Below are 12,738 nucleotides of genomic sequence, written 5' to 3'. Positions count from 1 at the left end.
GCCATCTCCTTTTATGATTTTGTTAATCTTACAACGACCCGAGTCCCTTCAACCTCAACAATATCCACTTGTGAGTCTTTTAAAATGAAAGGACCTTCTGATACCGCATCAATCCGTTCATTGTTTAAGAGAATGATACCGGACGGGCGCAAATCTGTGAGTGTCGTAGCAACCTCTCCCACTAAATGAGAGCGATCATTGTGCGATGTGTAACCAGATTCTTTATTTGTAGAATCTTTTAACACGACATTCTCAAATAAAGAAATTGTTTTTTTGAAAATATTCACTAAAATCACCCACTCAATAATACTTAAAATTAATGCGACGAATACATTTAAGAGCATCATCGATAAGTTGTCACCAATTGTGATTAAACTAAAGATGATCAGACCCATGCCTATGATTCCTAGTACTGCACCAACCACAAAAAGTTCAATGATGACAAGAATAACTCCTACTATAATCATCAACAGCGTAATTGCAGATACATCTCCTAGTACAATAAACCCTAGTAATAAGAGTAAGAAAGAAATAATAGATATGATACCTGCAAAGTTAATGCGCTTTGAATACAGTTGGTAAACAAAACCAAGAAAGATGAGACAGGTTAAGATGAGAGATATCATTGGTGAAGTGACCCATACACCAAATTGATGCATCCCTTCTTGAAATGTAATCGTCCCACTGACGATCCACGTATGTAAACCCATCTTGTTCTTAATTCACCTCACTCTCTTTTATTAAGTATACATGAATTTTCTGAGTACTTATAGTCATACCTCTAACTCTATAAATTTGGATAAAAAAAGAATCTCAACTAGTAGCATTATGCTATCGTTGAGATTCTATATATCATTAATTTTGAATGTTGAGGGAGTTCAACACATTAATGATTTATCTGAATTTGCGCTTACGAGCAGCTTCAGATTTTTTCTTACGTTTTACGCTTGGTTTTTCATAGAATTCGCGTTTACGAACTTCTTGAATTGTACCGCTTTTTGACACTGAGCGCTTAAAACGACGTAATGCATCTTCTAGTGATTCGTTTTTACGGACTACTGTTTTAGACATCTGTATTTCCCTCCCTCCAAATATCAAAAAAACTTTTTTCATATTTACATAGTTACTCACCATGTATAAATTAGTATAAAATAAATCTTATTCACGGTCAATCAACAAATTTACATTTTTATGGATAACAACCATTTTTTTATATAATTACTTTATAATTTTATGCTAGCATTTCAAATTCAGATTGATTATTTGCATGTTCAACCGTTCTTAGGAATGTACCATAGTTGATTGGATAGCCCACTTGATCAATTTTAACTTTACAGATTTCGCCGATAAGTGATGCATCACCTTCAAATTCAACTTTCATGTAGTTATCAGCATATCCAACAAGCACACCATCTTTGGCACTCTTTTCTTCAGGAATTACTTCTAACACATCATTTTCAAATTGAGACGCATACGTTTTCGCAAGTTGATTACTTAATTCAATTAACTTGTGTACTCGTTCATTTTTTACTTCTTCATCAATTTGGTCATCCATACGTGCAGCAGGTGTACCAATTCTTGGTGAATATGGGAATACGTGTAACTCAGAGAATTTATGTTTTACAATAAAATCGTATGTTTCTTGGAATTCTTCTTCAGTCTCACCAGGGAAACCAACGATGACATCACTCGTTACAGCTAGGCCTGGTAACGCTTCGTGTAATTTCATAATACGTTCAGAAAAATGTGCCATTGAATATTTACGACGCATACGTTTTAATACACTGTCAGATCCGGATTGTAGTGGAATGTGTAAATGGCGAACAACTTTTGACGATTTTTGTAAAACATCAATCACTTCATCTGTTAATTGACTTGCTTCAATAGATGAAATACGAATACGTTCTAAACCATCCACTGTTTCTAAGTCACGTAAAAGTTGCGCTAAGTTATAATCTTTTAAGTCTTGACCGTAACCGCCTGTATGAATACCCGTTAATACGATTTCTTTATAACCAGATTGCACAAGTTGTGTTGCTTGCTCCACTACTTTTTGTGGATCACGAGAACGCATCAAGCCACGCGCCCATGGAATAATACAGAATGTACAGAAGTTATTACAACCTTCTTGAATTTTAAGTGATGCACGTGTTCTATCAGTGAAGTAAGGTACATCTAATTCTTCATATGTACGATTCTTCATGATATTGCTAACACCATTAATGGGTTGTCTTTCTTGTTGATATTCGTCAATATATCCTAAAAGTTTATGACGATCTTGTGTACCAACGACGATATCGACACCTGGAATTTCCATAATTTCTGCAGAAGATGTCTGTGCATAACAACCTGTTACACAAACAACTGCATCAGGATTTTGTCTGATCGCTCTGCGGATCACTTGGCGACTTTTTTTGTCCCCTGTATTTGTAACTGTACACGTATTGATGACAAAAACATCTGCGTTTTGTTCAAAATCAACACGATCATAGTCAGCTTCTTTAAATAATTGCCAAATTGCTTCTGTTTCATAATGGTTCACTTTACACCCTAAAGTATGAAAGGCAACTGTTGACATGACTTCACCTCATTAATTCTATTTCGTAACTAATGGCACTCAACGCATAGAGCGGAGCTGTTTCAGCACGAAGAATACGCGGTCCTAAGCCAACAATATGTGCATTGGATTCAAATAATGCCACTTCCTCTTCACTAAAGCCACCTTCTGGCCCAAACAAGAGAAGTACTTTATCGTTTGGTTTAAGCTGTGTAAGCATCTTTTTAAATTGTGATGACTCACCTTTTTTTGCCTGTTCTTCGTATGCCATTAGAATATAATCATATTCACTAATCATATCATATACATATTTTAAATTCGAGTAATATTTTATGTTTGGAATAAGTTGTCGATAGCTTTGTTCTGCAGCTTCTTTGATTATTTTTTGCCATCTATCTAATTTTTTTGATGCTTTTTGGTCATTTAATTTTACGACTGAACGATCCATTTGAACGGCAATCAAATCATTTGCACCCATTTCTGTCGCCTTTTGGATCAGCCACTCATATTTATCAGACTTGATTAATCCACTGGCAATCGTAATCGACACTGGCATTTCTGTTTCAATTTCCAGTTGTTCAATTGTCTCGATTTCTATTGATTTGTTGTCGATTTGTATGATTTCAACTTCGAATGTTTGTCTATTATTAAAATTAATGATGATATGATCGCCTTCAGTATAGCGCATCACTTTTGACATATGATGTATATCATCTTTATCTGTGATAAAAAAACGCTGATGACTCTCAGCGTTTTCATTTAAAAAATAACGTTGCATGATTAACTCACCTTCTGTCCAGTAATACAAACCCAACCATTATCATGTTGGACATCAATGATTTCATAGCCGACGTCTTTCATTTGCGATTGAATTGACTCGCTTTTCTCTTCAATTATCCCAGATGTAATAAAATAACCAGATGGATTTAATCGTTCATAACTATCTTCAATCATCAATTCAATAATGTGAGGTAATATATTCGCAATAACAACATCATATTGTGCAGTTTCGTTTGTTAATAAGTTCCCAGTTGCTGTTTCTATTTCACTAGCACAACCATTTTTCTCGAAATTATCTTTTGCGACTTTCACAGCCATCTCATCTAAATCAATCGCTTTAACTGACTTGGCACCAATGAGATGTGACGCAATACTTAAGATACCTGAGCCTGTCCCTACATCAATGACAGAATGATGCGGCTTTACAACACGTTCAATCGCTTTTAAGCAAAGGCTAGTTGTCGGATGATCACCTGTACCGAAAGCCATACCTGGATCTAATTCAATATATAGGAAATCGCTATCCTGTGATACCGTCTCCCAGCTTGGCACAATAAAGAACTTCTCTGATGCTTGGAATGGATGGAAATAGTTTTTCCATTCATTCTCCCAATCCGATTCTTCAATCACCTTTGTGGATACCTGTAAAATATTTGTGTCAATTTCTTCAATTGATGATAGCTTTTCCTTTAAACGTTCAACAAAAGCGTTATCAGCTTGCATTTCTGTGTAGTAACCCTTTATTACCATGTGTGTATCAGGATAATCAGAAGGGTTTAAATCAAAAACTTCACCAAATCTATCTTCTCTCTCTTTATTGACTTCATTTGAGTCCTCTATTGCGACACCATTTGAACCGAAGTCTTGTAATACATTAGAAACAATGGCTTCAGCATCTTCGTTTACCGTAACTGATAATTCAATCCAATTCATTTTTAATCTCCCTTAAAGAAACGACGTGCTTTATCTTTGAAATTGCTTGGTTGTTCATTGATTTCATCGCCACTTTCTTCAGCAAAAGCTTTTAATAATTCTTTTTGGCGATCATTTAGTTTTGTAGGTGTATGGACTTTAATATTAATAAATAGGTCACCATAACCATAACCATGCACGTTTTTAACACCTTTGCCTTTTAAGCGGAACTGTTTACCTGATTGAGTACCTGCTGGAATTGTTAACATGCCTTGGCCGTTTAATGTTGGGATTTTCACTTCATCACCTAATGCTGCTTGTGCAAAGTTGATTGTATGTTGATAATACACATCGTCACCTTCACGTGTAAATTTATCAGATGGCTCTACACGGAATACAACATATAAGTCGCCAGCTGGTCCACCATTTTCACCAGGTGAGCCTTGACCAGACAAGCGAATTTGTTGGTCATTGTCGACACCTTCTGGAACTGTCACTTCAAGTTTAACTGTTTTAACTTCTGTACCCTTACCATGACATGTTGGACATGGCTCATCAAATTCTTGACCTGTCCCGTTACATTCAGGACATACTTGTTGTGTGCGGACACGTCCTAAGATTGTATTTTGCTCAACTGATACGTGACCAGAACCATTACAATAGCTGCATGTATGTTTTTTCGTACCAGGTTTCGCACCTTCACCATCGCATGTATGACAAACTACTTCTTTTCTTACTGATATTTCTTTCTTTGTACCAAAAATAGCTTCTTCAAACGAAACAGTCATTGTGTATTGAAGGTCATCACCTTTACGTGGGGCGTTTGGATCTCGTTGACGTTGTGCGCCACCGAAGAAAGAACTGAAGATATCTTCAAAGCCACCACCGCCAAAGCCTGAGAAGTCTTGGCCACCAAAGCCACCTTGACCGAATCCACCTTGTGCACCTGCATGACCGAATTGATCATAGTTAGCACGTTTATTCTCATCACTTAATACTTCATAAGCTTCACTTATTTCCTTGAACTTCTCATCCGCGCCTTCTTCTTTATTAATATCCGGATGATACTTTTTTGACAATTTACGGTAAGCTCGTTTTATTTCATCTTTCGAAGCACTCTTCGAAATTCCTAGGACTTCATAATAGTCTCTTTTCGCCAATGCTATCTCTCCTTTTACTCATTCAATTTAGATTGTAGACACTAAAGTAAAAGGAGCTGGGACGATGATTGTCCTAGCCCCTTTGAGCGACTGATTACAGTCAATCTATTATGATCTATTATTTTTGATCGTCATCTTTTACTTCTTTGAATTCAGCGTCTTGAACACCGTCATCTTGTTGTACTGCGCCACCTTGAGCTTGTTGTGCTTGTTGCGCTTGCTCATAGATCTTCATTGATAATTGTTGAATCACTTGTTCAAGTGATTCTTTTTTCTCTTTAATTGCATCAATATCGTCACCTTCAAGTGCTGATTTCAATGCTTCTTTTTTCTCTTCAACTTCTTTTTTGTCGTCTTCAGTAACATTTTCACCTAAGTCAGTTAATGTTTTGTCTACTTGGAATACAAGTTGATCTGCTTCGTTACGTAAATCTACTTCTTCACGACGTTTTTTGTCTGCTTCAGCATTTTGTTCTGCATCTTTAACCATGCGATCGATTTCTTCATCTGAAAGTGATGATGAAGATTCGATTGTAATGTTTTGTTCTTTATTTGTACCCAAGTCTTTTGCAGTTACATTTACGATACCGTTTTTGTCGATATCAAATGTTACTTCGATTTGAGGTACACCACGTGGTGCTGGTGGAATATCTGTTAATTGGAATCGACCTAATGTTTTGTTGTCTGATGCCATTGGACGTTCACCTTGAAGTACATGGATATCTACTGCTGGTTGGTTATCAGCTGCTGTAGAGTATACTTGTGACTTAGATGTTGGGATTGTTGTATTACGTTCGATTAACGTATTCATACGTCCACCCATAATTTCAATACCTAATGATAATGGTGTTACGTCAAGTAATACGACATCTTTCACATCACCAGTGATTACGCCACCTTGAATAGCTGCACCCATCGCAACTACTTCGTCAGGGTTTACACCTTTATTAGGTTCTTTACCGATTTCTTTTTTAATTGCTTCTTGAACAGCAGGGATACGTGTTGAACCACCTACTAAAATGACTTCATCGATATCAGCATTTGATAAGCCAGCATCTTTCATTGCTTGACGTGTTGGTGTCATTGTTTTTTGTACAAGATGATCTGCTAATTCTTCAAATTTCGCACGTGTTAATGTCATTTCTAAGTGTAATGGACCTGCTGCACCTGCAGAAATGAATGGTAATGAAATTTGAGTTGAAGATACACCTGATAAGTCTTTTTTCGCTTTTTCAGCAGCATCTTTCAAACGTTGTAATGCCATTTTATCTTGTGATAAGTCTACACCGTTTTCAGATTTAAATTCACTTACTAAATAGTCAATGATAACTTGGTCAAAGTCATCCCCACCTAATTTATTATCACCTGCAGTTGCTAATACTTCGAATACACCGTCACCTAATTCAAGGATTGATACGTCGAAAGTACCGCCACCAAGGTCAAATACTAATACTTTTTCTTCTTTATCTGTTTTATCTAAACCATATGCTAATGCTGCAGCTGTTGGTTCGTTGATAATACGTTCTACTTCTAATCCAGCGATTTTACCAGCATCTTTTGTTGCTTGACGTTCGCTGTCATTGAAGTAAGCAGGTACAGTGATAACTGCTTTTTCAACTTTCTCACCTAAATAACTTTCAGCTGTATTTTTTAAGTTTTGTAAGATCATTGCAGAAATTTCTTGTGGTGTGTAGTCTTTACCTTCAATATTTTCTTTATAATCTGTACCCATATGACGTTTAATAGATTGGATTGTGTTTGGGTTAGTGATTGCTTGACGTTTCGCCACTTCACCTACTTGTGTTTCATCGTTTTTAAATGCAACAACAGATGGTGTAGTTCTTGCACCTTCAGGGTTTTGAATTACTTTAGGTTCGTCACCTTCTAATACTGATACACAAGAGTTTGTTGTTCCTAAGTCAATACCAATTACTTTACTCATAGTTAAATTCCTCCTAATTTACAAACAATGTTATTTTACATAAATGATCGTTTTTCGTCAAAAATTATTGATTTACTTTAACCATTGATGCGCGTAATACGCGGTCTTTTAATTTATATCCTAATTGCAATTCTTCAGTTACTGCACCAGATTCAAATTCTGGATTGTCGTCTTGAATAACAGCTTGGTGATAGTTCGGATCGAATTGTTCACCCTCTGCTTTGATACGCTCTAATCCATTATCTTCAAGTGCTTTAATGAGACTATCATAAACCATTTGTACACCTTTTTTTAGTGAAACGAATGATTCGTCATCGCCTTCTATTTGTAGCGCTCTTTCAATATTATCAAGTGTTGGTAACACATCTGTTAATACTGATTGCGCACGGTATGTTTTTTGAATATCCGCTTCATTTTGAATACGGCGTTTGTAATTTTCAAATTCTGCATATAATCTCAAATATTTTTCTTGAGCAGCTTCTACTTCAGATTTTAAAGTTTCCACTTGTTGTTCTAAAGTAGGTTCACTTGCAGTTTCTGTTTCCTCTACAGTTTCTTGAGTATCAACATTTTCATCTTCTACTGTATTAGGGTCGACAGTTTCTTCAGTTGTTTCTTCGTTAACTTCTTCACGTAATTCTTTATCTTCTGGCATTTCCAAACCTCCGCGACACTTTTTTGTATGTGTACTTGAATTGTTTTATCTCGTTTGACTTAGCAATTGTATCACATTTTGATAACGCATTGCTGTTGGGCCAACGACTGCTATGTGACCTTCTATATCATTTGTAAGTGTATAAGGTCTGGTCACTATCGCAATCCCTTGTAAGTTCTGATCAATTTCAGAACCGATACTAATATGAATAGGTGCATCAGATATTTGATCGATTAATTGTGTAATCTTACCAGATTCAACATACTTTAATATAGGTTGTATCGATGTCACAGTTGTCTCATCTAGTCTTTCTATCAATTGATGTTTACCACCTAAATAGATACGTGATGATTCGGAATTTAAATGTTTCCGCAATAAATAGTATACCTGTAATAGGACTGTCACCTCATCATCATCAAACCCCATCAGTCGATACGTATCGATATGCTGTTGTTGACCGTTATTTAGAAATACTTCAAGATTTTTTGAAATATAATTAGATATTTTAATAACTGTTTTATCTTCAACAGCAACGCTTGATGACAAATGTAGGTGTTTGACATGACCTGTTTGATATATTAATACCACGATGAGATGTTGTGGATTAACCTTAATCAAATGGGCATCAATAATCGGTGACTTGCTATGATCAGGACCTACTACAATCGTCGTATAATGCGTTCGGTCTGAAAACAATTGTGCGAGACGATTTAGCGTAGTAGAAATATCAAAATGATTCTCACTAAACAATGTGTTCAGATTTAGTTTGCTTTGAGGTTCATTCACATTTTTTTGCTGTAATAACTGATTCACATAAAGTCGAAAACCAGCTTCAGATGGGACACGCCCAGATGATGAATGCGTCTTTTCAATCAAACGATTTTCTTCCAGTAACTTCATTTCATTTCGAATTGTAGCTGGACTTACTTGAACGTTATGTCGCTTTATTAATGTGGTTGAACCAATGGGTTGGCCTAATTCAACATAATCTTCAACAATTGCATTTAAAATACTTATTTGCCTTTGAGTAATCATGTTTCCACCTCATTAGCACTCATTTATATCAAGTGCTAATTATAATTTATCAAAAAGGTCAAAGTAAGTCAATGTTAAAGCTTACGTTTCTTTATTTTCTATGTTTTATTTGATAAAAGCCTCAAAAACATAGTTTCCAATCACTCTTCCCTCTTCTGTTAAGGCAATGTGTGTTGGCGTTTCATAGATTAAATTTTTAGCTTTTAAGTCCTCTATTTCATCTTGATAATAATTTAAGAGTTCAATATGATATTTTTTATTAAAACGTGATTTTTCAACACCCTCATTCATACGTAATCCTAGAAACATTTCTTCTTCCATTTTCTCTTGTTTTGTCAAAGTCTCTTCCGTACGAACCGGTCTTTTGTTTTGTGAAACCTGTTCAATGTAATGATTTACAGGATTGGTATTAGAATACCTCACGCCATTTACATAACCGCTAGCACCCGCTCCAAAACCATAATAGTTTTCATTTTTCCAATAAACTTTGTTATGAGCAGATGAATGGCCTTCACGTGCAAAGTTAGAAATCTCATATTGCTTAAATCCATGCTGTCCTAACTTTTCAATCATAAAATGATACATCTCTGCACCAAGATCTTCATCTGGTTCATTTAATTCTCCACGTTGATACAAGTTATAAAATTGTGTTTGTTTTTCTAATATCAGACCATAACTTGAGATATGATCAATATTTAGAGAAAGCGCCTCCTCAAGACTTTCTTCAAACTGCGTCATCGTCTGTCCAGGGAGTTGATACATCAAATCAATACTGATAGAAGAAATTTGATATTTACGCGCATTTTCTACAGCTGAATAAATATCTTCACGTTGATGACTACGCCCTAATACTTTAAGTAAGTCCTCATCAAAGGTTTGAACACCTAATGATAAGCGATTCACACCATATTTTTTAAGCAACGCTACTTTCCCTTCAGTTAATTCATCTGGATTTGCTTCAAAAGTATATTCGTCAGTAATATCAAATTGTTTTTGTATTGCCACTAATAATCGCTCTAACTGTGCTTCAGAAAGTGCTGTCGGCGTCCCACCACCCACAAACATCGTGGATAATTTTTGTTTACCGACCCAAGACATTTCCGTAATCAAGCTTGTTAAATAATCATCAACAGGTTGGTGTTGTATAAAATACTTATTAAAATCACAATAAGTACAAATTTTTGCGCAGAAAGGTATGTGAATATAAGCGCTTTTTACTTTTTGCATGAGTCATCCTCCTACGAAATAAACTCCCAAGTCACAATGTCATGCAAGTGACTGGGAGCTTTATATTCATTATTCGTCATCCATTTTTAGAACTGCTAAGAAGGCATCTTGTGGAATTTCAACACTACCAACGGCCTTCATCTTCGCTTTACCAGCTTTTTGTTTTTCAAGCAACTTACGTTTACGGCTAATATCCCCACCGTAACATTTTGAAAGTACGTTTTTACCCATTGATTTGATATTTGTACGTGCCACGATTTTTTGACCAATCGCTGCTTGTACCGGTACTTCGAATTGTTGTCTAGGGATCAACGTTTTTAATTTTTCAACAAGCACTCTACCACGTTCATATGCAAAATCACGGTGCACAATAAAGCTTAAGGCATCTACTTTATCACCATTTAATAAAATATCCATTTTAACAAGATTACTTTCTTTGTTTTCAATGAATTCATAGTCAAATGACGCATAACCTTTTGTATTCGATTTCAACTGATCAAAGAAATCAAATACAACTTCTGATAATGGTAGTTCGTAAACAATACTTACTCGGATATCATCTAAATAATCCATTGTGATAAATTGACCACGCTTACGTTGACATAGTTCCATTACAGCACCCACATAATCATTTGGTACCATCATTGTTGCACGTACGTATGGTTCAAATACTTTTTCAATTTGATCACGGTCAGGCATTTGCGCAGGGTTATCCACTTTAATTGATTCGCCATTTCTCAACACAACTGTATAAATTACAGATGGCGCTGTGGCAATTAACTCTATGCCAAATTCACGTTCAATACGTTCTTGAATAATTTCCATATGCAGCATACCTAAGAAACCTGTACGATAACCAAAGCCCAGTGCTTTTGATGATTCAGGTTCAAATTCTAGAGAAGCATCGTTCAACTGTAATTTTTCTAACGCTTCACGCAGATCATTGTAATCTTTATTATCGATTGGGAAAAGACCACAATATACCATTGGATTCATTTTTTTATACCCTTGTAAAGGTTCAGAAGCTGGATTGTCCTCATGCGTAATTGTATCACCTACACGAGAATCATCCACATTTTTAATACTCGCAATAATATAACCTACATCACCCACTGTAAGTTCATCAATGGGTAATTGTTTAGGCGTATTGATCCCTACTTCTGTTACTTCGAAGCTTTTACCAGTCGCCATCATTTTAATACGGTCTCCTGCTTTTACAACACCGTCAACGACTCTTATAGAAGAGACAACCCCACGATATGGGTCATATTCAGAGTCAAAGATTAATGCTTTAAGAGGTGCAGAAGGATCGCCATCTGGTGCTGGGACGATTTCAACAATCTTTTCTAAAATCTCATCGATACCGATATTAGACTTCGCACTTGCTAAGACAGCATCATCTTTATCTAAGCCAATCACATCTTCTACTTCTTGTTTTACACGTTCCGGCTCAGCAGCAGGTAAATCAATTTTGTTGATAACAGGAATTAATTCAAGGTCATTATCTAAAGCAAGATAAACATTTGCTAAAGTTTGCGCTTCGATACCTTGTGCCGCATCCACAACTAAAATTGCACCTTCACATGCAGCTAATGAACGAGAAACTTCATATGTAAAGTCGACATGCCCAGGTGTATCAATTAAATGGAATGTATATGTTTCGCCATCTTTTGCTTCATATTTTAAACGAACGGCATTTAATTTAATGGTAATACCACGTTCACGCTCTAAATCCATTGAATCTAGTAATTGTGCTTGCATTTCACGTGATTCTACTGATTTTGTATTTTCTAAAATTCGATCCGCCAATGTTGACTTACCATGGTCAATGTGGGCAATGATCGAAAAATTTCTTATATTTTTACGTCTGTTTAAACGTTCATTATTGTTCATAACATCCTGCTCACTTTCATTATATTCCCGATTTATAAACTCTTACATCTTTGCTATGATAACGTTTTTAAGCCATAATTGCAACTACATGAATAAGCATTTTATAATATGTTTTTAGTCATAAAAATAAAAAATAAGATGAACTGTATAATTAATGATTGCACAATGTGTACACATTTGATAGAATAAATTTTGTTGTAATCAAAGTTATTTTGATACCAAGTTGATTCTAGGAGGTGTCTTTCATGCCAAACATTAAATCTGCTATTAAACGTGTTAAAACGACACAAGTAGCTGAGAGCCAAAACATTTCACAAAAAAATGATATGCGTTCTGCAGTGAAAAATGCAAAAAAAGCAATCGAAACTAATGCTGACAATAAACAAGAATTAGTAAGCAAAGCAATCAAACGTATTGATAAAGCTGCGCAAAAGAATTTAATTCATTCTAACAAAGCTGATAGAATGAAATCTAAATTAATGTCAGCAAAATAATTTCATAGTATTCATACTATGTGATATGACTTCTAATGTTGAACTTGTTCAATGTTAGAAGTCTTTTTTTATCTTAATAGATT

General features: G+C 35.5%; 12 protein-coding genes. 1 reads left to right on the top strand and 11 read right to left on the bottom strand.

What is annotated here, in order from left to right; all coding sequences use genetic code 11:
* Positions 1-11 precede the first annotated feature (11 nt).
* The 11 genes from MUA88_RS05590 to lepA all read right to left on the bottom strand — a co-directional run bounded on the left by MUA88_RS05590 (position 12) and on the right by lepA (position 12,161).
* A complete protein-coding gene (locus tag MUA88_RS05590) occupies positions 12-659 on the bottom strand; it encodes an NfeD family protein (protein WP_262605122.1) in 648 nt (215 codons plus the stop codon).
* Positions 660-894: 235 nt separating this feature from the next.
* On the bottom strand, positions 895-1,071 hold the full coding sequence (gene rpsU / locus MUA88_RS05585) for a 30S ribosomal protein S21 (RefSeq protein ID WP_002471046.1): 177 nt from the start codon (positions 1,069-1,071) through the stop codon (positions 895-897).
* Positions 1,072-1,231: 160 nt separating this feature from the next.
* Positions 1,232-2,578, bottom strand: a complete 1,347-nt coding sequence (gene mtaB, locus MUA88_RS05580; protein ID WP_262603216.1) for a tRNA (N(6)-L-threonylcarbamoyladenosine(37)-C(2))-methylthiotransferase MtaB — start codon at positions 2,576-2,578, stop codon at positions 1,232-1,234.
* A 4-nt stretch (positions 2,579-2,582) separates the two neighbouring features.
* Entirely contained in the window at positions 2,583-3,335 is a 753-nt protein-coding gene (locus MUA88_RS05575) for a 16S rRNA (uracil(1498)-N(3))-methyltransferase (protein ID WP_262603215.1), read from the bottom strand.
* A gap of 2 nt (positions 3,336-3,337) precedes the next feature.
* Positions 3,338-4,270, bottom strand: coding sequence for a 50S ribosomal protein L11 methyltransferase (gene prmA / locus MUA88_RS05570; RefSeq protein ID WP_262603214.1), 933 nt, complete (start codon positions 4,268-4,270; stop codon positions 3,338-3,340).
* A 2-nt stretch (positions 4,271-4,272) separates the two neighbouring features.
* Positions 4,273-5,409 (bottom strand): molecular chaperone DnaJ, encoded by a 1,137-nt coding sequence (gene dnaJ / locus MUA88_RS05565; RefSeq protein ID WP_262603213.1) that lies wholly within the window; start codon positions 5,407-5,409, stop codon positions 4,273-4,275.
* A 118-nt stretch (positions 5,410-5,527) separates the two neighbouring features.
* Positions 5,528-7,351 (bottom strand): molecular chaperone DnaK, encoded by a 1,824-nt coding sequence (dnaK, locus tag MUA88_RS05560; protein WP_262605189.1) that lies wholly within the window; start codon positions 7,349-7,351, stop codon positions 5,528-5,530.
* Between the two features lie 64 nt (positions 7,352-7,415).
* On the bottom strand, positions 7,416-8,006 hold the full coding sequence (gene grpE, locus MUA88_RS05555) for a nucleotide exchange factor GrpE (protein ID WP_262605188.1): 591 nt from the start codon (positions 8,004-8,006) through the stop codon (positions 7,416-7,418).
* Between the two features lie 45 nt (positions 8,007-8,051).
* Positions 8,052-9,041 (bottom strand): heat-inducible transcriptional repressor HrcA, encoded by a 990-nt coding sequence (gene hrcA, locus MUA88_RS05550; RefSeq protein ID WP_262605187.1) that lies wholly within the window; start codon positions 9,039-9,041, stop codon positions 8,052-8,054.
* A gap of 105 nt (positions 9,042-9,146) precedes the next feature.
* A complete protein-coding gene (gene hemW, locus MUA88_RS05545; protein WP_262603209.1) occupies positions 9,147-10,268 on the bottom strand; it encodes a radical SAM family heme chaperone HemW in 1,122 nt (373 codons plus the stop codon).
* Between the two features lie 69 nt (positions 10,269-10,337).
* A complete protein-coding gene (lepA, locus tag MUA88_RS05540; protein WP_262605186.1) occupies positions 10,338-12,161 on the bottom strand; it encodes a translation elongation factor 4 in 1,824 nt (607 codons plus the stop codon).
* Positions 12,162-12,406: 245 nt separating this feature from the next.
* Between lepA and rpsT the strand changes: the two genes are divergently transcribed.
* Positions 12,407-12,655: a 30S ribosomal protein S20 gene (gene rpsT, locus MUA88_RS05535; protein WP_095116721.1), complete on the top strand. Its 249-nt coding sequence runs from the start codon at positions 12,407-12,409 to the stop codon at positions 12,653-12,655.
* The last annotated feature ends 83 nt before the right edge of the window (positions 12,656-12,738 follow it).

Source organism: Staphylococcus sp. IVB6240 (genome assembly GCF_025558425.1).
GTDB lineage: Bacteria > Bacillota > Bacilli > Staphylococcales > Staphylococcaceae > Staphylococcus.
The sequence above is the reverse complement of the archived record's forward strand: the minus strand, read 5'-3'. Positions and strand labels throughout refer to the sequence as shown.

Excerpts from the sequence above, each read along its gene's own strand:
- MUA88_RS05590 (WP_262605122.1), bottom strand. The coding sequence starts at position 659 with ATGCATCAATTTGGTGTATGGGTCACTTCACCAATGATATCTCTCATC.
- rpsU (WP_002471046.1), bottom strand. The coding sequence starts at position 1,071 with ATGTCTAAAACAGTAGTCCGTAAAAACGAATCACTAGAAGATGCATTA.
- mtaB (WP_262603216.1), bottom strand. The coding sequence starts at position 2,578 with ATGTCAACAGTTGCCTTTCATACTTTAGGGTGTAAAGTGAACCATTAT.
- MUA88_RS05575 (WP_262603215.1), bottom strand. The coding sequence starts at position 3,335 with ATGCAACGTTATTTTTTAAATGAAAACGCTGAGAGTCATCAGCGTTTT.
- prmA (WP_262603214.1), bottom strand. The coding sequence starts at position 4,270 with ATGAATTGGATTGAATTATCAGTTACGGTAAACGAAGATGCTGAAGCC.
- dnaK (WP_262605189.1), bottom strand. The coding sequence starts at position 7,351 with ATGAGTAAAGTAATTGGTATTGACTTAGGAACAACAAACTCTTGTGTA.
- grpE (WP_262605188.1), bottom strand. The coding sequence starts at position 8,006 with ATGCCAGAAGATAAAGAATTACGTGAAGAAGTTAACGAAGAAACAACT.
- hrcA (WP_262605187.1), bottom strand. The coding sequence starts at position 9,041 with ATGATTACTCAAAGGCAAATAAGTATTTTAAATGCAATTGTTGAAGAT.
- hemW (WP_262603209.1), bottom strand. The coding sequence starts at position 10,268 with ATGCAAAAAGTAAAAAGCGCTTATATTCACATACCTTTCTGCGCAAAA.
- lepA (WP_262605186.1), bottom strand. The coding sequence starts at position 12,161 with ATGAACAATAATGAACGTTTAAACAGACGTAAAAATATAAGAAATTTT.
- rpsT (WP_095116721.1), top strand. The coding sequence starts at position 12,407 with ATGCCAAACATTAAATCTGCTATTAAACGTGTTAAAACGACACAAGTA.